Source organism: Actinomadura scrupuli (assembly GCF_050971785.1).
GTDB classification, from domain to species: domain Bacteria; phylum Actinomycetota; class Actinomycetes; order Streptosporangiales; family Streptosporangiaceae; genus Actinomadura_E; species Actinomadura_E scrupuli.
The window spans coordinates 88,188-111,041 of record NZ_JBPCCU010000014.1; the positions used below are offsets into that span (position 1 = coordinate 88,188).

Annotated in this window: 19 protein-coding genes; 12 read left to right on the forward strand and 7 right to left on the reverse strand. The window is 71.5% G+C overall.

The genetic code is table 11. The features are described 5' to 3' along the window. The first annotated feature begins 37 nt into the window (after nt 1-37). The 9 genes from ACRYCC_RS40800 to ACRYCC_RS40840 all read left to right on the forward strand — a co-directional run bounded on the left by ACRYCC_RS40800 (nt 38) and on the right by ACRYCC_RS40840 (nt 11,958). Complete coding sequence (locus ACRYCC_RS40800) at nt 38-1,171, forward strand: nicotinate-nucleotide--dimethylbenzimidazole phosphoribosyltransferase (RefSeq protein WP_433819459.1); 1,134 nt, start codon at nt 38-40, stop codon at nt 1,169-1,171. A 40-nt stretch (nt 1,172-1,211) separates the two neighbouring features. Next, nucleotides 1,212-2,468, forward strand: coding sequence for a uroporphyrinogen-III C-methyltransferase (cobA, locus tag ACRYCC_RS40805; RefSeq protein WP_433819460.1), 1,257 nt, complete (start codon nt 1,212-1,214; stop codon nt 2,466-2,468). A gap of 98 nt (nt 2,469-2,566) precedes the next feature. After that, nucleotides 2,567-4,222: a GTPase family protein gene (locus ACRYCC_RS40810; protein WP_433819461.1), complete on the forward strand. Its 1,656-nt coding sequence runs from the start codon at nt 2,567-2,569 to the stop codon at nt 4,220-4,222. After that, complete coding sequence (locus ACRYCC_RS40815; RefSeq protein ID WP_433819462.1) at nt 4,219-5,910, forward strand: GTPase family protein; 1,692 nt, start codon at nt 4,219-4,221, stop codon at nt 5,908-5,910. Before ACRYCC_RS40810 ends, ACRYCC_RS40815 begins: the two co-directional genes overlap by 4 nt. Before the next feature lie 122 nt (nt 5,911-6,032). Next, entirely contained in the window at nt 6,033-6,632 is a 600-nt protein-coding gene (gene ssb / locus ACRYCC_RS40820) for a single-stranded DNA-binding protein (protein WP_433819463.1), read from the forward strand. Between the two features lie 373 nt (nt 6,633-7,005). Further along, nucleotides 7,006-8,295 (forward strand): GGDEF domain-containing protein, encoded by a 1,290-nt coding sequence (locus tag ACRYCC_RS40825; RefSeq protein ID WP_433819464.1) that lies wholly within the window; start codon nt 7,006-7,008, stop codon nt 8,293-8,295. A gap of 59 nt (nt 8,296-8,354) precedes the next feature. After that, on the forward strand, nt 8,355-10,016 hold the full coding sequence (gene ettA / locus ACRYCC_RS40830; RefSeq protein ID WP_433819465.1) for an energy-dependent translational throttle protein EttA: 1,662 nt from the start codon (nt 8,355-8,357) through the stop codon (nt 10,014-10,016). Nucleotides 10,017-10,166: 150 nt separating this feature from the next. Continuing rightward, entirely contained in the window at nt 10,167-10,604 is a 438-nt protein-coding gene (locus ACRYCC_RS40835; RefSeq protein ID WP_433819466.1) for an acyl-CoA thioesterase, read from the forward strand. A gap of 112 nt (nt 10,605-10,716) precedes the next feature. Next, complete coding sequence (locus ACRYCC_RS40840; protein ID WP_433819467.1) at nt 10,717-11,958, forward strand: MFS transporter; 1,242 nt, start codon at nt 10,717-10,719, stop codon at nt 11,956-11,958. Here the strand turns inward: ACRYCC_RS40840 and ACRYCC_RS40845 are convergent. The 4 genes from ACRYCC_RS40845 to ACRYCC_RS40860 form a co-directional block, all read right to left on the reverse strand. Continuing rightward, a complete protein-coding gene (locus ACRYCC_RS40845) occupies nt 11,872-13,437 on the reverse strand; it encodes a glycoside hydrolase family 13 protein (protein WP_433819609.1) in 1,566 nt (521 codons plus the stop codon). The genes ACRYCC_RS40840 and ACRYCC_RS40845 overlap by 87 nt on opposite strands. Before the next feature lie 75 nt (nt 13,438-13,512). Next, entirely contained in the window at nt 13,513-13,893 is a 381-nt protein-coding gene (locus tag ACRYCC_RS40850) for a globin (RefSeq protein WP_433819468.1), read from the reverse strand. 23 nt (nt 13,894-13,916) lie between these two features. Further along, the gene (locus ACRYCC_RS40855; RefSeq protein WP_433819469.1) at nt 13,917-14,924 is read right to left on the reverse strand and encodes a mechanosensitive ion channel family protein; all 1,008 of its coding nucleotides are present in this window, start codon (nt 14,922-14,924) and stop codon (nt 13,917-13,919) included. Nucleotides 14,925-15,244: 320 nt separating this feature from the next. Then, nucleotides 15,245-15,571, reverse strand: a complete 327-nt coding sequence (locus ACRYCC_RS40860) for a hypothetical protein (protein ID WP_433819470.1) — start codon at nt 15,569-15,571, stop codon at nt 15,245-15,247. Nucleotides 15,572-16,338: 767 nt separating this feature from the next. Here ACRYCC_RS40860 and ACRYCC_RS40865 point away from each other — a divergent pair. Further along, nucleotides 16,339-17,487, forward strand: coding sequence for an NsdA family TPR-like regulatory protein (locus ACRYCC_RS40865; protein WP_490885262.1), 1,149 nt, complete (start codon nt 16,339-16,341; stop codon nt 17,485-17,487). A 4-nt stretch (nt 17,488-17,491) separates the two neighbouring features. Further along, on the forward strand, nt 17,492-18,088 hold the full coding sequence (locus ACRYCC_RS40870; protein WP_433819472.1) for a GNAT family N-acetyltransferase: 597 nt from the start codon (nt 17,492-17,494) through the stop codon (nt 18,086-18,088). A gap of 52 nt (nt 18,089-18,140) precedes the next feature. On the opposite strand, the gene ACRYCC_RS40875 is transcribed toward ACRYCC_RS40870, so the two are convergent. From ACRYCC_RS40875 to ACRYCC_RS40885, 3 genes are all read right to left on the reverse strand, one after another. Next, entirely contained in the window at nt 18,141-18,914 is a 774-nt protein-coding gene (locus ACRYCC_RS40875) for a class I SAM-dependent methyltransferase (RefSeq protein WP_433819473.1), read from the reverse strand. Nucleotides 18,915-19,022: 108 nt separating this feature from the next. Next, nucleotides 19,023-19,388, reverse strand: coding sequence for a Uma2 family endonuclease (locus ACRYCC_RS40880; protein WP_433819474.1), 366 nt, complete (start codon nt 19,386-19,388; stop codon nt 19,023-19,025). Nucleotides 19,389-19,464: 76 nt separating this feature from the next. Beyond that, nucleotides 19,465-21,558: a prolyl oligopeptidase family serine peptidase gene (locus ACRYCC_RS40885; protein WP_433819475.1), complete on the reverse strand. Its 2,094-nt coding sequence runs from the start codon at nt 21,556-21,558 to the stop codon at nt 19,465-19,467. A 169-nt stretch (nt 21,559-21,727) separates the two neighbouring features. Here ACRYCC_RS40885 and ACRYCC_RS40890 point away from each other — a divergent pair, with 169 nt between their 5' ends. Next, a complete protein-coding gene (locus tag ACRYCC_RS40890) occupies nt 21,728-22,615 on the forward strand; it encodes a hypothetical protein (RefSeq protein ID WP_433819476.1) in 888 nt (295 codons plus the stop codon). Nucleotides 22,616-22,854: the final 239 nt, after the last annotated feature.

Consider the following 22,854-nt stretch of genomic DNA (forward strand, 5'->3'; position numbering starts at 1 on the left):
CCGGGGAATCGACGGCACGGAGAGAAGAGAGGAACGCATGGAGCTCATCGAGCAGACCATCTCGGCGGTCCACCCCCTGGACGAGGCCGCCATGCAGGACGCGCGTGAGCACCAGGCCCGGCTGACCAAGCCGCCCGGGGCGCTCGGCGTGCTGGAGGAGATCTCGGTACGGATGGCCGGGCTGGCGGGGGAGTGCCCGCCGCCGATGCCCGAGCCCGCCGCCGTAGCGATCTTCGCCGCGGACCACGGAGTGCACGCCCAGGGCGTCACGCCGTGGCCCCAGGAGGTCACCGCGCAGATGGTCGCCAACTTCCTGGCCGGCGGTGCGGTGGTCAACGCGTTCGCCGCCCAGGCCGGCGCGGAGGTCCGCGTGGTCGACGTGGGCGTGGCGGCGGACCTGTCCCCGGCCCCCGGCCTGCTGGCGCGCAAGGTGGCCCACGGCACGGCGGACCTCACGCTGGGCCCCGCCATGACGCGCGAGCAGGCCCGCCGGGCCGTCGAGGTGGGCATCGAGGTGGCCCGGGACCTGATCGCGGCCGGCCACCGCTGCCTGATCACCGGCGACATGGGGATCGCCAACACGACGGCCTCGGCCGCCCTCATCGCCGCCCGCACCGGCCGGCCGCCGGAGGAGGTGACCGGCCGGGGCACCGGCATCGACGATGCCACCCACGCCCGCAAGATCGACGTGGTGCGACGGGCCCTCGCCCGCCACCACGCCGTGGTCACCCGGGCGTCCGGCGCCGGGAGCCTCGACCACGAGGCCGGGCCGGGCGGCGCGCCGTCGGCGGACGACGTGCTGGAACTGCTCGCCGCGCTCGGCGGGCTGGAGCACGCCGCGATCACCGGGTTCCTCCTGGGGGCTGCCGCGCGCCGGGTCCCGGTGGTGCTGGACGGGGTGATCGCCGGGTCCGCCGCGCTGGTCGCCGCCGCGCTGGCGCCGGACGCGGTCGCGGGCTGGGTCGCGGGCCACCGTTCCGCGGAGTCCGGTCATGCGGCTACCTTGGCTCACCTGGGGCTTCGTCCTCTGATCGAGCTGGACCTGCGGCTCGGCGAGGGGACCGGCGCGCTGCTGGCACTGCCGCTGGTGCAGAGCGCGGTCCGGGTCCTGCACGAGGTCGCGACCTTCGACTCCGCCGGGGTCACCGACAAGACCGGCGAGTCGGCATGACCAGATGAATCCGAGTACCTTTAGTCGTCGAGTGTCACAGATGGGAAAGAGCTCTAGCGTGCCTCCGTACCTCCTTGGTCTGCGCCTCAGCGGGCGACGCGTCGTCGTCGTCGGCGGTGGCCGGGTCGCCCAGCGCCGGGTTCCGGCCCTGCTGGCGGCCGAGGCCCAGGTCGTGCTGGTCTCACCCCAGGTGACCCCCTCGCTGGAGGACCTGATCACCGACGGCAAGGTGCTGTGGCACCGGCGGGCCTACCAGCCGGGCGACTGCGCGGAGGCCTGGCTGGTGCAGGCCTGCACCGACGACGGGAAGATCAACGCCGCCGTCGCCGCCGAGGCCGCCGAGGCCCGGGTCTGGTGCGTGCGGGCCGACGACGCCGAGGCCTCCGCCGCGTGGACGCCGGCCGGCGGCCAGGTGGGCGAGACGACCGTGGCCGTGCTCGGCGGCGGCGACCCGCGGCGGGCGGCCGGGATCCGCGACGCGATCGTGGAGGGGCTGCGCGACGCCAGCCTGGAGGCCCGGCACTCACGGCACAAGCCCGTCGGGGTGGCGCTGGTCGGCGGCGGTCCCGGCGACCCCGGGCTGATCACCGTGCGGGGGCGGCAGCTGCTGGCCCAGGCCGACGTGGTCGTCACCGACCGGCTGGCCCCCCGGCTGCTGCTGGACGAGCTCTCCGCCGACGTCGAGGTCATCGACGCGGCCAAGATCCCCTACGGCCGTTCGGTGACCCAGGAGCACATCAACGACTACCTGGTCGACCGCGTCAGGCAGGGCAAGTTCGTGGTCCGGCTCAAGGGCGGCGACCCGTTCGTGTTCGGCCGGGGCGGTGAGGAGGTCCTGCACTGCGCCCGGCACGGAATCCCGGTGACCGTCGTCCCCGGCATCACCAGCGCGGTCGCCGTGCCGGCGGCAGCGGGCATCCCGGTCACCCACCGGGGAGTGGCGCAGGAGTTCCATGTGGTGTCCGCGCACGTGGCCCCGGACGACCCGCGGTCGACGGTCGACTGGGAGGCTCTCGGACGCTCCCGCGCGACCGTCGTTCTGCTCATGGCGGTCGAGCGGATGGCCCTTATAGCCAAGGCTCTCATGCGCTATGGTCGGTCCTCTGACACGCCCGTCGCGGTCGTCCAGGACGGTACTCTGCCGGATCAGCGCGCCCTCATGGCGACGCTGGGCACGGTGGTGGACGAGATGACCGCAGACGGTGTGCGTCCTCCGGCGATCGTGGTCGTCGGTGACGTGGTGCATGTGGCACGAGAGATCAACATGATAAGAGCGGACATGGGGCAGGATCCGTGACATCTCCGGCGGATCAGAGCGCCGTCAGCGATGCGGTCGCGTCCGTACCCCCGGCGCCTCCGGCCCGGGCCGGGCAGGCCGGTCTCGATCGAGCCCTGATGGACCTACGAGAACAGATCGACTCGTTCCGCTTCGTGCTCGACGAGCCCGCCGTCGAAGAGGCGCGGGCCGCCCAGCTCGAGCTGCGGAACCAGCTCGACGACTACGTGCTGCCCCGGGTGCGCGGCAGCGGCGCCCCGCTGCTGGTCGTGCTCGGCGGCTCCACCGGCGCGGGCAAGTCGACGCTGGTCAACACCTTCGTCGGCTCCCGGGTGAGCGCCACCGGGGTGCTGCGGCCCACCACGAGCAGCCCGATCCTGGTCTGCCACCCCGAGCACTTCGACTACTTCCTCAGCACCGACGTGATCCCCGGCATGGGCCGGGTGCCCGGGCCCGCCCCGGACGCCATCGCCGGCGACCAGCTTGTGATCATCGCCAGCGACGCCCTTCCCGCCGGGCTGGCGCTGCTGGACAGTCCCGACTTCGACTCGGTCTTCGAGGACCACTACGAGTTCGCCACCAAGCTGATGGACGCCGCCGACCTCTGGCTGTGCGTGACCACGGCGGCCCGCTACGCCGACGCCCAGGTGTGGGAGATGCTCCAGCGGGCCCGTGAGCACGGCGCGACCATCGGCACCGTGCTCTCGCGCGTCCCGGACGGCGCGGGCTCCGAGGTCGTCGACCACTTCGCCGAGATGCTGGCCGCGCACGGCGTCGGGGAGGCCCGGCGCTTCAGCATCCCGGAGACCCGGATCGAGGGCAGCAAGCTGCCCGAGAAGTGCGTCGAGGGCATCCGTGAGTGGCTGCTCGACATGTCCGAGGACGGCGACCGCCGTACCCGCGTCATCGACGCCACCCTCGTCGGGGTCCTGGACAGCCTCCGCACCCGGGTGCCGCAGCTCGCCAAGCACGTCGAGACGCAGGTCGAACTACGGATGTCGCTCAGCCAGGACGTCGAGGGCGCCTACGCCACCGCGCTGGCCGAGCTCGACGAGGCCACCCGCAACGGCTCGCTGCTGCGCGGCGAGGTGCTGGCCCGGTGGCAGGACTTCGCGGGCACCGGCGACCTGGTCCGGGCCCTGCACGTGCGCCGCGGCGCCCGGTTGCCCAAGCCGGCCAGCCGGCGCCGCCGTAGCCCCACCCGGGTGCGCGCGCTCAAGAAGGCGCTCCGGTCCAGCCTGGAGTCGCTGATCCTGGCCGGTGCCGAGCACGGTGCCGAGTCGGTGATCTCACGCTGGCGCGTCAACCCCGCCAGCAAGGACATCCTCGACGCGCAGACGTCCGCGCTCGGCCACATCTCCGCCGAGCTGCCCCGCCGGGTCACCCGGGCGGTCAGCTCCTGGCAGGACCACGTGCTTCAGCTGATCCGCACGGAGGGCGTCACCAAACGCTCGGTCGCCAAGGTCGTCTCCTTCGACGAAGAAGCCCTCTCCGTGGTCCTGATGATCGGGCTGCTCGGCTACGGCACCAGTGACGTGGCCGTCGAGGGCGGCACCAGCGCCGTACCGCAGCGGCTGCTGAAGGCGCTCTTCGGCGCCGAGTCGCTGCGCGGCATGGGCGCCAAGGCCCGGGCCGACCTGCGCAGCAGGATCGGCATGCTCTTCGACGAAGAGGCCATACGTTTCGGCCAGGCGCTGGACGCGGCGGGGATTCCCGACGAAACTACCGCCGTCCAGCTCTACCAGGCCACATACAACCTCGAGGTCGCGCGATGACGACGACGGCCCCCCTGAGCGGGGAAACGGCCGAGGAGCCCGCCCCAAGCGGCAACTCCACGGCCGATTCCTGGCTCTCCATCCGCCTCAGCGCGCTCGACGCCCTGGTCGAGCTCGGAGCCGGCCGGATCGACCAGCCACTGCTGGATGACGCCGCCGTACTCCTGGACCGGGCCGGGGAGCGGCTGCGGCTGTCCGGGGACCACACCGTGGTCACCCTGGCCGGCGGCACCGGCAGCGGGAAGTCGTCGCTGTTCAACGCCATCTGCGGGCTCGACCTCTCGCCGGTGGGGATGCGCCGGCCGATGACCTCGCTGGCGCACGCCTGCGTCTGGGGGCTGGACGGCGCCGGGCCGCTGCTCGACTGGCTCGCCGTCGACAAGCGCTTCCGGTACGCCCGCGCCAGCGCCCTGGACCGCACGGTCGGCGGTGCCGGCTCGCTGCAGGGGCTCGTGCTGCTCGACCTGCCCGACCACGACTCCATCCAGGCCCTGCACCGGGCCGAGGTGGACCGGTTCGTCGCCGTCGCGGACCTGCTCGTCTGGGTGGTGGACCCGCAGAAGTACGCCGACGCCTCGCTGCACCGCAACTACATCGTGCCCTTCGCCCAGCACGCCGGCGTCACCCTCATCGTGCTCAACCAGGTGGACCGGCTGCAGCCCGAGGAGGTCGAGGACTGCGTCTCGGACCTGCGCCGGCTGCTGGAGGCCGAAGGGCTGGAACGGCCGCGCATCCTCACCACCTCTGCGGTCGTCGACGGCGGCGCGGACGGCTTCCGGGAAGTGCTGGTCGACACCGTCGCGGCCCGGCGGGCGCGCACCGAGCGGCTCACCGCGGACATCGACCGGCTGGCCGAGCGGTTCTCCGCCTACCGCTCGGCGCAACCGCCACCGGAGGCCGTCGCCGACGAGCGGATCATCACCCTCATCGACGCGCTCACCGACGCGGCCGGCGCCTCCGCCGTGGCCGAGGCCATGGAGAGCGCCTACGAGCTGCGGGCCACCGACTACATCGGCTGGCCGGTGGCCAAGCTCGTCGCCCGGCTGCGCAGCGACCCGCTGCGCAAGATGCGGCTGACCGAGCTGCGCAACGAGCTGCGCGGGGCCTTCACCGGCCCGGTCGGGGCCCAGCAGGGCGACGTCGACACCGCGCTGCAGGGCATCACCGACGACGTGACCGCCGAGCTGCCGGAGGCCTGGCAGCTGTCGGTGCGGGACGCCAGCCGGTCGCACGCCGCCGAGCTGCCGGAGGCCCTGGGCGCCTCGCTGAAGGACGCGCTGCCGACCTTCAACCAGGTCCCGGGCTGGTGGTCGGTCATCCGGATCTGGCAGTACGTGCTCGTCGTGGTCGCCGTCATCAGCGTCGTCTGGGTGGGCCTGCTGCTGGCCTACGGCGTGGCCGAGGTGGGGCATCCGCCCTTCGACCTGGTCGGGGACGCCGACCTCGTCCCGTACGTCTCGGTCCTCGTCGCGTGCACGCTCGGCATGGGCGTGCTGACCTCCTCCGCCTGCCGCAACGTGGTCGCGCTCTCGTCGGCCCGGCACGGTGAGCGCATGGAGGCGGCCATGCGGGACCGCATCATCGACGTCGTCGAGGAGAAGATCCTCGACCCGGTGAACGCCGAGCTGGCCGCCTGTGCCCGCTACCGCGCCCAGGTGTCGGTGGCCCGCGGCGAGACCCCGAGCTGAGCAGCGGCCCGCACCGGTTATCCACAGTCCGCGTCAGGGCTGGGCAGCGGATGTCGCGATGCGTCACGGTGGTGGTGCGCGGGGTCAAGGAGACCCCGCACCGCACCTGATGTGGAGGACGCATGAACGACGCGCACATCACCCTGGTGGGCTGGCTGGCCGCCGATCCGTTCCACACCGTGACCGCGAACGGCACGCCGTTCGCGTCGTTACGGGTCGGCTGCACCCCGCGCCGGTTCGACAAGGCCACCGGGCAGTGGCAGGACCTGGACAGCATGTTCCTGACGGTGAACTGCTGGCGGGGGCTCGCCGACAACGTCCGGGCCTCGGACATGAAGCGCGGCGCGCCCGTGCTGGTGACCGGCCGGCTGCGGATCCGGGAGTACGCCAAGAACGGCAACCTGCGCTACTCCGTCGAGATCGAGGCCACCACGGTGGGCTACGACATGACCCGCGGCGTCTCCCGGTTCGAGCGGGTCAGCCGGGGCGGCACCACCACGGCGGAGGACATCAAGGAGGCGCTGGCCGGCAACGACCAGTGGGCGAGCGACCTCGGTCCGGCGCCGGACCCGGACGGCGATGCCGCGGACGAGGGGGCCGTGGCAGCGATGGGTCATCCGGGTGACGACGGCCGATCCGGCGCCGGCGGCTCCGGCCTCGGCGACGAGGAGGAGGACGAGCGGGACTACGACCGGTACGACGCCCGCACCGCGGCGGCCTGACGCGCCGGCTGAGGGGCGGCCGGAGGAGTGATCCGGTGCGGGGCGGGGGCGTCGCCGGGCGCGGCGGCGTCCCCGCTGCCGTCGGGGCGACGGCGCGGTGACGGCGGGGCGACGGCGGGGCGCCTAGATCCACGAGATGCCGCGCATCGTTTCTCCCCCTCCGGTGGTGCCGAGGGCGGTGTGAGCCGAGCAGCGCCGGTGGCCGCTGTGAGCGGTGCGTCCAGAGAGCGGTGCGTCCAGAGATATACGTCAACGAAGGTACCGGTTCTTCACCCGCTCCGCACACATTGCAACTATCGTGTTACACAACGTGATACGCCGTGGGGGTCCGGACCCGCAAACCCCTGAGGGCTGTCCCGACCGAGGGGGGAGCATGACGGCAGTGCACCAGTCGGCCGCCGGGAGTCGTGGTGACGTGCCGCGCACGCCATCCGGGTGGCCTCTTCTGACCCAGCCGGTGGCGTTGGTCGGCTACGTGTTCGCGGTGGTCGCCCTGCACCTGGCGCTGGTCGTCCAGCAGGGCGCGCGGATCCCGTTCCGGCCCAACCACGTGGTCACCTTCGTGACGCTGCTCGCCTGCGGCGCCGTGTGCATCGAGGCGTCGCGGCGGCTCAGCATGCCCGCGGGCGTGGCCCGTGACCTGCTGTCGGCGTGGTGGCTGCCGGTGGCGCTGCTGCTGCCGCCGTTCTACGCCCTGCTGATGCCGATCCCGCTGCAGGCGCTGCTCCAGTTCCGGGTCCGCCGCACCCTGCTCTACCGCCGGGTCTTCGTCACCTCGGCCCTGGGGCTGGCGGGGGCCGCCGCGTCGGTGCTGTTCCACCGGGTCGTCCCGGACCCGCTGGACGACGCCGTCGACTGGGTCGTCGACATCCCGTCGTCGCTCCTGACGGCCGTCGCCGCCGCGGTGCTGTTCATCGTGGTCAACACCGGGCTGGTGGCGGTGGCCGCGCACAGCGCCGCGCCGGAGACCCGGTGGCGCGAGGTCCTGTGGAACCGCGAGAGCGTGATCCTCGACGTCGTCGAGCTCTGCGTCGGGGTGATCGTGGCCATCACCTGCACCGACTCCCTGGGGCTGCTGCTGCTCACGCTGCCGCCGGTCGTGCTGCTCCAGCGCAGCCTGCTGCATCAGCAGCTGCAGGCAGCCGCCCGCACCGACGCCAAGACCGGGCTGCTCAACGCGGCCGCGTGGCAGCGCGAGGCCGACACCGAGCTGTCCCGGGCACAGCGGACCACGGAGCCGCTGGCCGTGTTGATCATTGATATCGACCATTTCAAGCGGGTCAACGACACCCATGGCCATCTGGTCGGTGATCAGGTGCTCATCGCGGTCGCCAACACCCTCGTCAGCCAGCTGCGCGACTACGACGTGGTGGGCCGGTTCGGCGGCGAGGAGTTCGTGGCGCTGCTGCCCGGCGCGGACACCGTCGAGGCCTGCCGGGTCGCGGAGCGGCTGCGCAACCGGGTCTGCAGGCTGGCGGTGCCCGCCGAGGACGGCACCGCCACCGTGACGATCTCGGTGGGGGTGTCGCTCTTCCGCACCCACGGCCAGGATCTGATCGAGCTGATGGCCGCCGCCGATCTTGCCCTGTACCGGGCGAAGGAGTCCGGCCGGGATCGGGTCTGCCTGCCCGCCGCGCGGCCGGAGCCCCCGCGGCCGGCGTGACCCGGCCGGTGTGACCGCACGGCCCCCGAGCACTGCCCGGGAGCCCCTAGGCTTGTGGCATGGCCGAGTACATCTACACCATGCAGCGCGTGCGCAAGGCGCACGGAGACAAGGTCGTCCTGGACGACGTCACCCTGAGCTTCCTGCCCGGTGCGAAGATCGGTGTCCTCGGCCCCAACGGGACCGGTAAGTCGACACTGCTGAAGATGATGGCCGGTCTGGAGCAGCCGTCCAACGGCGATGCCCGGCTGATGCCCGGCTTCACGGTCGGCATGCTCCAGCAGGAGCCGCCGCTCAACGAGGAAAAGACGGTGCTCGGCAACGTCGAGGAGGGCGTGGCCGAGACCAAGGCCCTGCTCACGCGCTTCGAGGAGATCGCCGAGCAGATGGCGACGGACTACTCCGACGCGCTGCTCGAGGAGATGGGCAAGCTGCAGGAGCAGCTCGACCACCGCAACGCGTGGGACCTCGACAGCCAGCTCGAGCAGGCGATGGACGCGCTGCGCTGCCCGCCGCCGGACGCCGAGGTCGGCCAGCTCTCCGGTGGTGAGCGCCGCCGCGTCGCGCTGTGCAAGCTGCTGCTGGAGAAGCCCGACCTGCTGCTCCTCGACGAGCCCACCAACCACCTCGACGCCGAGAGCGTGCAGTGGCTGGAGCAGTACCTCGAGAAGTACGAGGGCACCGTCCTGGCCGTCACCCACGACCGGTACTTCCTGGACAACGTCGCCGGCTGGATCCTCGAGCTCGACCGCGGCCGCTGCCACCCCTACGAGGGCAACTACTCCACCTACCTGGAGAAGAAGGCCGACCGCCTCAAGGTCGAGGGCGCCAAGGACGCCAAGCGCAAGAAGCGCCTCGAGGACGAGCTGGAATGGGTGCGCTCCAACCCCAAGGCACGCCAGACCAAGAGCAAGGCGCGGCTCGAACGCTACGAGGAGATGGCCGCCGAGGCCGCCAAGACCCGCAAGCTGGACTTCGAAGAGATCCAGATCCCGCCGGGCCCGCGGCTGGGCAACACCGTCATCGTGGCGGAGAACCTCACCAAGGGCTTCGACGACCGGGTCCTGATGGACAACCTGTCGTTCAACCTGCCGCCGAACGGCATCGTCGGGGTCATCGGGCCCAACGGCGTCGGCAAGACCACGCTGTTCCGCATGGTCGTCGGCGAGGAGGAGCCCGACGCCGGCAAGCTCCGCCTCGGCGAGACCGTCAAGGTCTCCTACGCCGACCAGAGCCGTGGCGGCATCGATCCGCAGAAGAACGTCTGGCAGGTCGTCTCCGACGGGCTCGACCACATCAAGGTCGGCCAGGTCGAGATGCCCTCCCGGGCGTACGTCGCCGCGTTCGGCTTCAAGGGCCCCGACCAGCAGAAGCCCGCGGGCGTGCTGTCCGGTGGCGAGCGCAACCGGCTCAACCTGGCGCTCACCCTCAAGCAGGGCGGCAACGTGCTGCTGCTCGACGAGCCCACCAACGACCTGGACGTCGAGACCCTGTCCAGCCTGGAGAACGCCCTCCTGGAGTTCCCCGGCTGCGCGGTCATCACCTCCCACGACCGGTGGTTCCTGGACCGCATCGCCACCCACATCCTGTCGTGGGAAGAGGGCTCGAGCTGGTTCTGGTTCGAGGGCAACTTCGCCGACTACGAGAAGAACAAGATCGAGCGGCTCGGCGCCGACGCGGCCCGCCCGCACCGCGTCACCCACCGCAAGCTCACTCGCTGACCCCTTCACCTCCGTGATCATGCAATCGTTCGTCGAACGATTGCATGATCACGGAGAGTGGGGCGCGTCACAGTCGCCGGATGGGTGCCTCCCGGCCGGGTAGCATCGCTGCGATCCCTGTGTGAGCGCCGCCTATTCCCTGGTGAGGACATGAGCGAGATGATGCCGTCCGCGACCGACTACCGGCATGTCTACGAGTTCCGTGTCCGCTACGGAGACATCGACTCCCAGTTGCACGTCAACAACGTCAAGTTCCTCGGCTATCTCGAGGACGCGCGGCTGGAGATGTTCCACTCCGATCCGGTGCGCAAGGGGGAGAAGCCGGTTCGCGGCATGGTCGTCTCCCGTCACGAGATCGACTACCTGCGGCCGCTGACCGGTGTGCTGTACCCCATCCGGGTGGAGACCTGGGTCGTCGAGGCGCGCGCCGCGTCGTTCAAGCTGGCCTACGAGATCCGCGACGACGAGCACGTGTACGCCACCGCCACCTCCTCGATCGTCGCCTTCGACCCGGAGGCGGCCACGCTGCGCCGCTTCACGGCCGAGGAGCGGGAGTTCATCCGCCGCTACATGGCACCCCAGGCCTGACCCGCCGTCCGCCACCTGCCGGCTTCCGACCGCCGTCCACTCACCGAGCGAGCGAGCGGCGGTCGCGCACACCTGATCGGCGTCTCAGAATGCGAGACGCTAGTATCATCATATGAACACAGCGACCACGCCCCCCGCACGGTGGCGCTGGGTGGTGCTGGCGGTCGGTCTCGGCGCGATGACCGCCGGCTGCGCCGCGCAGTTCGGGCTGCCCTTCCTCATCCCGGCCCTGCGCGCCGAGGGACTCTCACTCGGCCAGGCGAGCATCGTGGTGGCCTGTCCGATGGCCGGCCTGCTCGGCACGCTCTTCGCCTGGGGCTTGCTGGCCGACCGCCACGGGGAGCGGCTGGTGCTGGTGCTCGGCCTGCTGATCGCCGGGCTGGCCCAGTGCGCCGCCGCGTTCGTGCACGGCCTGGTGCCGCTGGCGATCTGCATCGTCGTCGCCGGCGCGGGCGGCGCGTCGGTGCACGCCGCGAGCGGCCGGTTGATCCTGGGCTGGTTCTCCGCGCGCGAGCGGGGCCTGGCGATGGGCATCCGGCAGACCGCTCAGCCGCTGGGGGTGGCGTTGGCGGCCGCGACCCTGCCGGGACTCGCGGCCTTCGGCCTGGGCGCCCCTCTGCTGGCGCTGGGCGGCTTCTGCGTGTCGATGGCCGTCCTGGCGGCGCTGCTCGCCCGCGACCCGGCTCGTACCGCCCGGGCGGCGGTACGGGACCGGTCGCCGTATCGCACACCGGTGCTGTGGCGGCTGCACGCCACCAGCGCCCTGCTGGTCGTCCCCCAGTTCGCCGTCGCCACCTTCTCGCTGGTCTACCTGGTCGACGCGTGCGGCTGGGCCCCGGATACCGCGGGCCGGGTGCTGGCGCTGACGCAGGTGGGCGGCGCGCTGACCCGGCTGGCTGCCGGGATCTGGTCCGACCGGGTGGGCAGCCGGGTCCGCCCGCTGCGGCTGGTGGCGGCCGCGATCACGGTCGTCATGCTGGCCCTGGCGGCCGGGGCCTACGCCGGCTCCGGTGCCGCGATCGTGCCGCTGCTGATCGCCGGTGTCATCACGGTGAGCCCCAACGGGCTGGCCTTCACCGCCGTCGCCGAATACGCCGGCGGCGCCTGGGCGGGCCGGGCGCTGGGCCTGCAGAACACCGTGCAGAACGCCTTCGCGCTGGCCACCGCGCCGGTGCTGGGCATCGTGGTCGGCGGGCCGGGCTACGGGGCGGCGTTCGCGTCGGTGCTCGTCTTCCCGCTCGTCGCGACCCTCATGGTGCCGATGATCTCAACGGAGCCAGGCGGCGGCGTCGCCGGGCAGCAGGTCACCGGCCGGGGCGGCGCTGGCCAGGAGGAGCTCGCGCCCGGCCGGTAGCGGGACCGGCTCGGCGCCGCAGTTGAGCACGCACACCAGCGGGCCGCGCCGGAACGCCAGCGCCTGCGCGGAGCCGGAGTCGAGCCACTGCAGATCCAGGTCCTGCGGTAGCGTCCCCCGCAGTTCCCGCCGCAGGTGCAGCGCCTGCCGGTAGAAGTTCAGCACGGAGCCGGGGTCGCCGGCCTGGGCCTCGGCCGTCAGCGGTCCCCAGTCCTCCGGCATCGGCAGCCAGGGCTTGCCGCCGTCGGGAGAGAAGCCGTACGGCTCGTCCGTGCCGGACCACGGGATGGGGACCCGGCAGCCGTCCCTGCCGCGCTCGGTGCCCCCGGTGCGGAACCAGATCGGGTCCTGGCGGGCCGAGTCCGGGAGGTCGACGACCTCCGGCAGCCCCAGCTCCTCGCCCTGGTAGAGGTAGGCCGAGCCGGGAAGCGCCAGCATGAACAGCAGCGCGGCCCTGGCCCGCCGCAGGCCGTTGCCGGTGCCGTCCTCGTACCTGGTGCGGTGCCGGGTGGCGTCGTGTGAGGACAGCACCCACGTCGGCGCGGCCTGGATCGGCTCGGCGGTCCGCAGGAAGTCGGTGACGACGGTCTTGAAGTCCCCGGCCGACCAGGGCGCCAGCTGCAGGGCGAAGTTGAACGCCTGGTGGAGCTCGTCGGGGCGCAGGAACAGCGCGAGGTCCTCCGGGCTGTCGGTCCAGACCTCGCCGACGGCCATCCGCTCGTCCCCGGGCTCCTCGCCCGAGTAGGCGTTCAGGATGCGCCGCCAGTCGCGATAGACCTCGTGCACCTCGGGGCGGCTGTACATCGGGCTGCCGACCGCGTGGCGGTGCAGGTCGCCGAGGTCGGCGAACGACGGGTCCTTGAACAGGCCGGCGGCCACGTCGATGCGGAAGCCGTCGACGCCCCGGTCCAGCCAGCACCGCAGCACGTCCTCGAACTCCTGGCGCACCTGCGGGTTGCGCCAGTTGAGGTCGGGCTGCTCGGCCGCGTACAGGTGGAGGTACCACTCCCCGTCGGGGACCTGGGTCCAGGCCGGGCCGCCGAAGGCCGACGGCCAGTCGTTGGGCGGTGCGCCGCCCGGTCTGCCCGGGTGGAACAGATAGCGCTCCCGGGCCGGGCTGCCCGGCCCGGCGGCGAGCGCCTCCTGGAACCAGGCGTGCTGGTCGGAGGTGTGGTTGGGCACGATGTCGACGATGAGCTTGAGGCCGTGCGCGTGGACGTCGCCGACCAGTTCCTGGAAGTCGTCGAGGGTGCCGAAGCGCGGGTCGACGTCCCGGTAGTCGGCGACGTCGTAACCGCCGTCCGCCAGCGGGGAACGGTAGAAGGGGGTCAGCCAGAGCGCGTCGACGCCGAGGTCGCGGAGGTAGGGCAGCCTGCTCCGGATTCCGGCGAGGTCGCCCTCGCCGTCCCCGTCGGAGTCGGTGAAGCTGCGGACGTACACCTCGTACACGACGGCATCGCGCCACCAGGAGGATCGCATCATAAGGTGCGCTCTACCCAAGAGAACGCCAGGGATGACAAGGAAGGTCGAACTGGGCCTTCCGGGTCAGCACCCCTAGTCGGTGTTCAGAAGGCTGCTCGCGGCCATCACCACGTAGTTCCAGAACAGGGTGTCGGCCTCCTCCGGGAGGGCGACCTCGTCCAGCGCGTCGCGCATGTGCTTAAGCCAGGCGTCGCGCTGCACCGCCCCGACCGTGAACGGGGCGTGCCGCATGCGCAGCCGGGGATGCCCGCGCCGCTCCCCGTAGGTCCGCGGACCGCCCCAGTACTGGATCAGGAAGAGGCGGAGGCGCTCCTCGGCCGGGCCGAGATCCTCCTCCGGGTAGAGGGGACGCAGCACCGGATCCTCGGCCACACCCTGATAGAAGCGGTGGACCAGCCGGCGGAAGGTCTCCTCGCCGCCCACGGCATCGTACAAACTCAACTCGGTAGCCATCGCTCCAAGCCTATGCGGACTCGTCACCCGGTGAGCGGGGCCACCGAGATGCCCGCCTCGTCGAAGGCCTTCTTGACCCTGCCGCGCAGCTCCCGGGCGACCTCGCCCTGCTTGCCGGGAGCGGTCTTGACGACCACCCGGACGATCACCGCCTCGCCGGTGAGGGCCTGCACGCCCCAGACCGACGGCTCGTCCAGGACGATCTCGTCCCAGGGCGGGTCGACGGTCATGCCGGCCGCCGTCGTCTCCAGGATGCTGCGCACCTTGTCGACGTCCTCGGCGTACGACACCGGGATGTCCAGCACGGCGCGGGCCCAGTTCTGGGACTCGTTGCCGATGCGCAGGATCTCGCCGTTGCGCATGTACCAGACCACGCCGTTGACGTCCCGCAGCCGGGTGACCCGCAGGGTGACCGCCTCGACGGTGCCCTTGGCCGGGCCGACGTCGATGACGTCCCCGACGCCGTACTGGTCCTCCAGCAGCATGAAGATGCCGGACAGGAAGTCCTTGACGAGGTTCTGCGCGCCGAAGGCCACCGCGACGCCGATGATGCTCGCGCTGGCCAGCACCGGGGCCAGATTGAGACCGATCTCACCGAGCACCGAGAACACCGCCATGCCCAGGATGATCACCGAGGCGATGCTGCGGAGCAGGGACTCCATCGTCTCCGCGCGCTGGCGGCGGCGCTCGCTCACCAGCGCGGGACTGCCATCGAAGATCGTCCGAGTCTTCTCCCGGATCTTCTCCGACATGGTGCCCTCGGCCATGCGGGTAGTGATCTTGCTGATGGTCTTGTGGACGACGCGGCGGACGATCAGCGCGATCACGATGGTGACGATGATCGCGACGATCTTGTTCGTCCAGACATCGAGGTTGTAGGCGTGGACGAACCTCGCGGCGTCGGGGCTGTGGGTGATGTTCCATACCAGCCGGCAGGGCAGCTTCGGCGCCGGATTCCGGCCGCAGAACTCTTCGGCCGTCCCCTTCGCCTGGAAGATGGGTCCGGCCAGAGTGGGGTAGTGCTGGAACACGAGTGGGGACCCTCCCGGGTCGGTCGGACTGCCGCCGTGGATCCCGGCGAGTACGCAAACCGATCGTAGGGGACGGCGGCGACCGGAACGTACGACCGCGGGGTGAGGGTAGTGCTCACCGATGGAGGGTCGCCGGACGGGCGCCCGACCCACCCCCCTCTCGGAGTCGGACGCCGTCCGGCGGAGTCGCCCGCCCCTCAGATGCCTCTCGGATGAGGACTGCGGACCGGGGCGACGCCGGGTGTCGCATGAGGGTGGACACGTCCCGCGGAGCCGGATCCCCGCGCCGTTCCAGACCAGGATCCGCGGGACGTGCCACGTCAGTGGGGGTGGGCCTCCAGCACGTGCGCCACCTTCGTGGCGGCACCGCCCGGATCGTCCACCCGGTGCATGCGCTCGCCCCACGACCACCAGTAGTAGTGCTCGCTCGAGTCGGGGGCCGGAGCGCACGTGACGTTCTCCGCCAGGCTCGCCGCCTCCGGGTTGCACACCCGCAGGAACGCCGGTCCCGACCGGGTGCGCACCACCCGGGCGGTCAGTCCACGCGTACCGAGTTCGTCCACCAGCTCTTCCAGGTAGCCGAGCCGGTTGTCGCTGACCACCTCGCGCACCCCCTCCGTGTCCGTGCGGCCTGACCTCGAAGTCATGTGATCAACAGTTTGAATGCGTATCACTACGCCTGGCGAGAATTGCAAGTCCGCCGTTGCCGGTCAAGGGCCGCTTGTCGAGGGAGAAGGAAATACTTGCCACCGGGGGGACGATTGCCATCCCGGGTGTAAGGTTCGTCTGCCCAGGTGCCAGGCGGTACACCCGGTGCGCACCCACTTTTCGGGAATGGGTTGGCCTGGTACGACTAGAGAGTTACGCTGCGTGCGCAAGAGGCTATCTGCTGTGGCCATGATCTACGGTCACCGACGTTCGCCGAAGTGGTGAGATAGGGATGCCGGAGACCCCCCGCAAGGAAACGGACATAGCGCGCAGGATACGCGCGCACGGTCTGGCGAGGGGGCATACCCACGCACAGATCGCGGATGAGATCCACGATCAGTGCGCACCGCTATTCGGCACCAGCAAGGTCAAATCCCAGCGGCTCGCGCGGGGCATCGCGCTCTCTGATGTCATCGCGCAGATCAGGGCCCTCTACGAGGTCGACGGAAAACCTCCGCCGAAGCTCGGTGAGACTTTGCTGTCGGCCTACGAGAGTGGTTACAAAAAGCCGGGCCCGGCATATCTGCACTATTTGTGCAGTGTCTACCGGGTCGAGCCTCAGGATCTCGGTTTTCAGGGGCAGTGCGTCTGCGGCCGAGGTCATAACGCACGTCCCGGCGGGGCGCAGACCGCGCAGTCCCGGCCGGGCGAGTCCGACACCCTCGTCGGATCGGTCGTCGTGCCCTCGCACGTCGACCCCCATTGGATGATCAATAGCGATCCTCGGAGCCAGCACCGCGCCGTTGGCTCCGGGAGCGCGGACATGGGAGAGGAGGACATCGTGCTTCGCAGAACGCTTCTACAGCTTCTTGCCGGCGCGGGCGTGGCCGTGGATGGGCAATTCCTGGGCGCCATCGACAACCTACGGCGCAAGATGGACGACACCCTGGTGAGCGCGACGGTGTCGCCGACGATGCTCGACCAGTGGGAGGAGACGATCCTCGGGTACGGCCAGCAGTATCAGGCCACCCCGTCGTTGCGTCTGCTCTGCGACGTCCTGCTGGACTTCAGCGAGGTCCGGCGCATGTGCGACCAGCGGCAGCCGATCGAGTTGCAGGAACGGCTGTGCCGGCTGGCGGCCCAGCTGGCCGGGATGTCCGGGCTCATCATGATCAATCTTGGTGACCACCGGCTGGCCCGCTCGTTCTTCCGTACCGCTCGCACGGCGGCGGACGAGACGGGCGACCGCGCGCTGCGCGCCTGGGTGACGGTGCGCGAGTCACTGGTGCCGATGTACTACGGCGATCCGCGCGAGGCGCTGCACCTGGCCCGCAAGGCGCAGGACCTGGCCGGCCGTACCCCCTGCGCGGCGGCCGCGATGGCGCCCGCCGTGGAGGCGCGCGCGCTCGGCATGCTCGCACTGCGCGGCCGCTCGGACGCGGCGCCCAGCGCGCGCCGCGCACTGGTACGAGGGCGGGCCGTCTTCGACCAGCTCTCCCGCAACCAGGTCGGCGACCTGGTCTTCGGGTTCACCGACCGGCAGATGACCTTCTACGAGGGCGACACCTACACCAATCTTGGCGATCACCAGCGTGGCGACGAGGTGCTGAGCCACGCGCTCACGCTCTACACCGTCAACGACCGGCTCGACCGGACCCTGGTCCGGCTCGACCGGGCGCACTGCAGGCTGCAGGCCGGCGAGCCCGAGGCGGCGCTCAGCGCGGGCCGCGAGGCGATCCTGGATCTGCCGGCCGAGCACCGCTCCGACATCCTCATGCACCGCGCCCGCCAGCTCGGCGCCGCGGCGGCCAGCACGCACGGCGACATGCCCGCCCTCCGGGACTTCCGCGAGGCGCTCGCCGGGCCGAGCGTGCAGAGCCCCACCGTCAGCCCGCCGCCGTCCGAGGTCGTCTGAGGTCATGATCCCACCTGCCTGCCTCGGCGGGGGCGAGGGACGCTCGACGGAACGGCCGGCCGGCGGCACCCGCACCCTGTTCCGGCTCCGCGCGGAACCCCCGGTCTGGGAGTACGGCGACCTGCTGATCCGCCGCTACCACCCTGCCGACCTCGACACCGTTCTCGCCCTGCACCGCGAAGGGCTCGCCCAGGTCGGCCTGCGCCCCGGCGACGGCGTCTACTACGAGCACGACCTGTTCCAGATGCGGGAGCTCTACCTGCGCGACGGAGGTGAGTTCCTCGTCGGCACGCTGGACGCCGGACGGCCGGTGGCGATGGGAGGCCTCCGCCCTTTCCGCTGCGTCGCCCAGCGGGGCGACGTCGGTGAGATGGTGCGGCTGCGGGTGCGCCCCGACCTCCAGCGCCTCGGTTACGGCTCGGCCATCGTCACGGCGCTGGAGCAACGCGCCAGGGAGCTCGGCTACCTGACGCTGCGCGCCGACACGACGGCGTACCAGCAACCCGCGCTCGAGCTCTACCGCCGTTTCGGCTGGCGGGAGACCCGGCGCGAGGTCATCAACGGCATCACCAACATCCATATCGAGAAGCCACTCGGCTGAGGGGGAACGGATCGCGCACCGGAGCGCGGTCCGGTGCGCGATCCGTTCCCGCTCAGCCGAGCCGCGCGGAGACGAACTGCATCAGCGGATAGCTCCGCCGCCGTACGTCCTCGTACCCTCGCGCGCCGAGGCCCCCGGTCACTTCGGTGTCCCCGAACATCGTCATGCCCCCGGCCCTTGCGGCGAGGTCCCCGGCCCGCCGGCTCAGCGGCAGCCGTGGCCGCCGTGAGGTGAGGAGGGCGATCCGCCCGCCGGGCTTCAGCACCCGGGTCATGCTGTCGAGCGCCGCCCAGGGGTCGCTGAACAGGTACAGGCCGCCGAAGCAGCAGACCGCGTCGAAGGAGCCCTCCCGGAACGGCAGGTGCATGGCGTCGCCCCGCACATAGCCCACGCCGGGGAGCGCGGTGTCGGCGACCGCCCGGGCGAGCATCGTCGGCGACATGTCGATGCCCACCGTCAGCCCTCCTTCGCCGACGCCCGCCGCGAGCCCGCGGGTGACGTTGCCGGGGCCGCAGGCGACGTCCAGCACCGTCGCGGCCGGACCGTCCCCGTCGCCGGTACGCCTGAGCCCGAGCCGCTCCCGGGCGAGTGCGAACTCCTCGGCGGTGCTGGGACCGAACGGCCAGCCCTTGGCCAGGTTGAACCCCACCGGCCGCCACACGCGCTCGTAGATCTTCGGAAGGAAGGTGGACTGCATCACGCTCTGCGCCAGGCTCGGCTCCGGCGTGGTCTGGAGCAGGTTCAGATAACCGCCGGACAGATCCGGATCGGCGGGAGCGCTGTCGAGCAGCTTGAGGATCCGCTCATAAGCGGTCGGCATGGCCATGAGAGGTATTCGATCAGTAGTCGAATAGGCGGGCCAGGTGTCCTGACGCGATGTGATCGAGCCTACTCCGCCGGTGCCGTCGCGACCCGGCCGGCCGTGCCGGTACGGCTAGCGGGGCAGGGCGTCCAGATCAAGGTCGATCTTGAACGGCACCGGGACGGTGAGCCGGCCGTGGTGGATGCCGGTGAGGGCGTACGCCCTGGTCGCCGGGTCGAGCTCGTAGACGTAGGCGACGGGTGCCCCGGCGACGTCCTCGACCCGCCAGAAATGCTCGATGCCCGCCTCCGCGTAGCGCTGCGGCTTGGTCTTCCGGTCGCGTTCCTCCGACTCCGGGGAGACCACCTCGATGACCAGCTGGACCTCGTCGGGGCGGTAGCAGGTCCGGTCGTCGTCCTCGGCCACCACGGCGTCGATGACCAGCACGTCGGGACAGGGGCGCATACGGTGCCCCAGCTTGACGTCCATCCGGCTCAACGCGGCCAGGTGGGCCGGAGCCTCCTTGTGGTCGGATGGGCGACTCTCCGTGATCGCTCGTGGTCCGCTCCCGCTTCTATTGGAGCACGAGGCCGGTGTGCGCGGCCATGAAGGACAGGCTGTCCACGGACAGGTCCACGCTGCGGCTCACCGAGCGGGCACTGTGCCCCACCTCGCTCTCGTTGCGGAGCACGATCGGGGCCTCCGCCGAGGTCGCGTGCTGCAGGGCGGCGCACATCTTGCGGGCGTGCAGCGGATCGACCCGGCCGTCGTTCTCGAACACGGTGAACAGCGTCGCCGGATACGCCACCCCCTCGCGCACCCGGTGGTAGGGGGAGTACGCCAGCAGCCAGCCGAGCTGCTCGGGGTCGTCGGCCGAGCCGTACTCGCCGTTCCAGGTCTGGCCCAGCCCGAAGCGCTCGTACCGCACCATGTCGAGCAGCGGGGCCGAGCAGACCACCGCCGCGTACAGCTCCGGCCGCTGTGTCATGGCCGCGCCCACCAGCAACCCGCCGTTGGAGCCGCCGGAGATCGCCAGCCGGTCCGGAGTGGTCCAGCCGTCGGCGATCAGCTTCTCCGCGGCGGCGTGGAAGTCGTCGAAGACGTTCTGCTTACGGTCGAGCATGCCCGCCCGGTGCCACTCCTCGCCCTCCTCGGAGCCGCCGCGCAGGTTGGCGATCGCGTAGACCCCGCCGGCCTCCACCCAGGCCAGCACCCCCGCGGAGTACGCCGGGGTCAGCGGGACGTTGAAGCCCCCGTAGCCGTACAGGACGGTGGGCCGCGGCCCGTCGCCGGGGCCGCCGATCACCAGCATCCGGACCTGTGTGCCGTCCTTGGACGCGTAGGTGACCTGGCGGGTCTCCACCTCGGGCAGGTCCACGCTGCCGGGGGCCGAGGCCCACAGGCAGGTCTCGCCGGTACGCGCGTCGTATCGCTCCACCGACGAGGGAGTGACGTTGTCGGTGTAGCCGAACCACGCTTCGTGCCCGCCCTCGGGCCGCTCGGCGAGGCCGCCGATGGACCCCAGGCCCGGGGTCGGCACCGTGCCGGTCCGCTCGCCGGTCTCCAGGTCGTGGACGGTGATCTCACTGATGGCGTGCCGGGTCCAGCCCGCCAGCAGCACCGGCCGCTCCAGCTCCGGCCCGTCGAGGACGGCGAAGTCGGTGAGCACCGCCTCCGGGTCCTCGGGGATCAGATCCCGCCAGGTCTCGTACGCCGGATCGGCGGGGTCGGTCACGCACAGCCGGGCACGTGGCGCGTCCCGGTCGGTGAAGACGTAGGCCCGCCCGTCCCGGCCGACGTACAGCCCGGTCTCGGCGTCCACGTGCTCCTGGACCGCCCGGAGCACCGGCCGCTCGGGCGCGGAGGCGGCGAGGTCGGCGATCCACAGATCGTTGCGCGGGGCGGTGCCCTGGGAGGCCGAGATGGTCAGCCAGCGGCCGTCGCGGCTCACCGAGACGGCGTAGTAGTTGGTCTTCTCCATGCCCGCACCGAAGATCAGGACATCCTCGGTCTCCGGGTCGGTGCCGACGCGGTGCAGGTAGACCCGCCGGTGGTACTGGTCCTCGCCCTCGGGCACCTGGTCCTTGGGCAGCCGGCGCACGTAGTAGTAGGCCTCCCCGCCCGGCAGCCAGGCGATGGGCGAGTAGCGGCCGCGTTCGATGGGGCCCTCGACCTGCTCGCCGCTCGCGAGGTCCATGACGTACAGCAGCGACTCCTCGTCACCGCCGTGGGAGAGCTGGTAGGCGAGCAGCCTGCCCTCGACGTCGGGCCGCCACGAGTCCAGGGTCGTCGTCCCGCCGGGGTCGAGCCGCATCGGGTCGATCAGCGCGGTCTCCGCACCCTCGGCGTCGGTCATGTAGAGCACCGCGTGCTCCTGCTCGGCGGTGCGGCGCATGAAGAACCGCACGTCACCGCGCCAGGTGGGTGCGCTCACATGGCCGGCGCCGAGCAGCTCGCTGATCCGCTTGCGCAGCCGCTCCCGGCCGGGGAGCCCGTCGACCCGCCGGTGGAACAGCTCGTCCTGCGCCGTCAGCCAGGCGCGGGTCTCCTCGCTTCCCGCCTCCTCCAGCCAGCGGTAGGGGTCGGGGACACGGCGGCCGTGCAGGTCTTCGACGATCTCCTGGCGGCGGGCGGGCGGGTACGCCGTCGGCGGCGCGGGGCGGCTCATGGCCGCACCTTACGTCCTGGTGGCGATGGTCGCCGCCTCCCGGGTGGCCAGTACCCCACCGGCCCGGCCTGTTGTTCGGGTCAAGCCCCGTGTGGCGGGGTCACACCGTCGGTGATCTTCGGTATCAGGTGGCGGGGGACCCGGATGTGGTCCGACAGAGGGGGGACGAGTGAAACCGATTTTCAGGCGAGGACGACTGCTGGTACCGGCGCTGACCGCGGCGGTGCTGGCCGCGGCGCCGATGTCCGCCGGGGTGCCGGCGCGCGCGGCGCAGCCGCCACGGGCTCAGGCGGCAGGTGTCTCGCTCGCCTACGCCGCGCCGGAGATCGCGGCGAGCCGTGGCCGGGTGGTGTGGCGTTGGACGCTCACCAACACGCAGCCGCAGGCGGTGGGCAATGTCGTGCTGACGCACACCCTGACGCCGGCGGTGGCGGTGACCTCGGCGTCGGCGCCGTGCACGACGGCGGCCTCGGTGGTCCGTTGCCAGTTCGCCTCGCTCGCGGCGGGTGAGGTGCGGCAGGGGGTGATCGAGACGGTCGTGCCGACCGGTCAGGTACGGGTCAGCGGCGGGGCCACCTGGACGGAACCCGCGCCACCGGCACCGGCACCGGCACCGGTGGCGGGTGGCCCGGCAGGCATCCGGCTGGTCTTCGGCGCGCCGGAGATCGCCGCGAGCCGCGGCCGGGTGGTGTGGCGTTGGACGCTCACCAACGCCCAGTCGCACGCGGTGGGCAATGTCGTGCTGACGCACACCCTGACGCCGGCGGTGGCGGTGACCTCGGCGTCGGCGCCGTGCACGACGGCGGCCTCGGTGGTCCGTTGCCAGTTCGCCTCGCTCGCGGCGGGTGAGGTGCGGCAGGGCGTGTTCGAGACGGTCGTGCCGACCGTCCCGGTACAGGTCAGCGGCCAGGTCGCCGCGGTGGCGCCCACGGCCCGGGCGGCCGGGTCCGCCACCGCGGGCGTGTCCGCGGTCGCCGGCACCTCCGCCGGAGCGGGCAGGTCCACTGTGGCGAGCACGTCCACGGCTTCCGTACGGCCGCACAGCAGGCGAACATAGCCGGATTTTTCCGGAAAATCTGGCAATTTCCAGCAGGGCTCCCAACGCCGCGAACCGCGCGGTGTTGGGAGTTCTTGCCGTCCCGTCACGTCTGGAGCCAGGCCTGATTGGGGATGAATGGGGTAGCGGGAACACCTTCCCAGCAGTCACACTGATTTCAGCTTCGGGTTCGCTCGTGAGGAGGTCCTCGTGGCGGGTGTACAAGTGCTGGACGGCTCGGCCGGGTCCAGGCGCAGGGC

What these genes read in the sequence shown, in the direction of transcription:
- ACRYCC_RS40800 (WP_433819459.1), top strand. Translation starts at nt 38, where the DNA reads ATGGAGCTCATCGAGCAGACCATCTCGGCGGTCCACCCCCTGGACGAG.
- cobA (WP_433819460.1), top strand. Translation starts at nt 1,212, where the DNA reads ATGGGAAAGAGCTCTAGCGTGCCTCCGTACCTCCTTGGTCTGCGCCTC.
- ACRYCC_RS40810 (WP_433819461.1), top strand. Translation starts at nt 2,567, where the DNA reads ATGGACCTACGAGAACAGATCGACTCGTTCCGCTTCGTGCTCGACGAG.
- ACRYCC_RS40815 (WP_433819462.1), top strand. Translation starts at nt 4,219, where the DNA reads ATGACGACGACGGCCCCCCTGAGCGGGGAAACGGCCGAGGAGCCCGCC.
- ssb (WP_433819463.1), top strand. Translation starts at nt 6,033, where the DNA reads ATGAACGACGCGCACATCACCCTGGTGGGCTGGCTGGCCGCCGATCCG.
- ACRYCC_RS40825 (WP_433819464.1), top strand. Translation starts at nt 7,006, where the DNA reads ATGACGGCAGTGCACCAGTCGGCCGCCGGGAGTCGTGGTGACGTGCCG.
- ettA (WP_433819465.1), top strand. Translation starts at nt 8,355, where the DNA reads ATGGCCGAGTACATCTACACCATGCAGCGCGTGCGCAAGGCGCACGGA.
- ACRYCC_RS40835 (WP_433819466.1), top strand. Translation starts at nt 10,167, where the DNA reads ATGAGCGAGATGATGCCGTCCGCGACCGACTACCGGCATGTCTACGAG.
- ACRYCC_RS40840 (WP_433819467.1), top strand. Translation starts at nt 10,717, where the DNA reads ATGAACACAGCGACCACGCCCCCCGCACGGTGGCGCTGGGTGGTGCTG.
- ACRYCC_RS40845 (WP_433819609.1), bottom strand. Translation starts at nt 13,437, where the DNA reads ATGCGATCCTCCTGGTGGCGCGATGCCGTCGTGTACGAGGTGTACGTC.
- ACRYCC_RS40850 (WP_433819468.1), bottom strand. Translation starts at nt 13,893, where the DNA reads ATGGCTACCGAGTTGAGTTTGTACGATGCCGTGGGCGGCGAGGAGACC.
- ACRYCC_RS40860 (WP_433819470.1), bottom strand. Translation starts at nt 15,571, where the DNA reads ATGACTTCGAGGTCAGGCCGCACGGACACGGAGGGGGTGCGCGAGGTG.
- ACRYCC_RS40865 (WP_490885262.1), top strand. Translation starts at nt 16,339, where the DNA reads ATGATCAATAGCGATCCTCGGAGCCAGCACCGCGCCGTTGGCTCCGGG.
- ACRYCC_RS40870 (WP_433819472.1), top strand. Translation starts at nt 17,492, where the DNA reads ATGATCCCACCTGCCTGCCTCGGCGGGGGCGAGGGACGCTCGACGGAA.
- ACRYCC_RS40875 (WP_433819473.1), bottom strand. Translation starts at nt 18,914, where the DNA reads ATGGCCATGCCGACCGCTTATGAGCGGATCCTCAAGCTGCTCGACAGC.
- ACRYCC_RS40885 (WP_433819475.1), bottom strand. Translation starts at nt 21,558, where the DNA reads ATGAGCCGCCCCGCGCCGCCGACGGCGTACCCGCCCGCCCGCCGCCAG.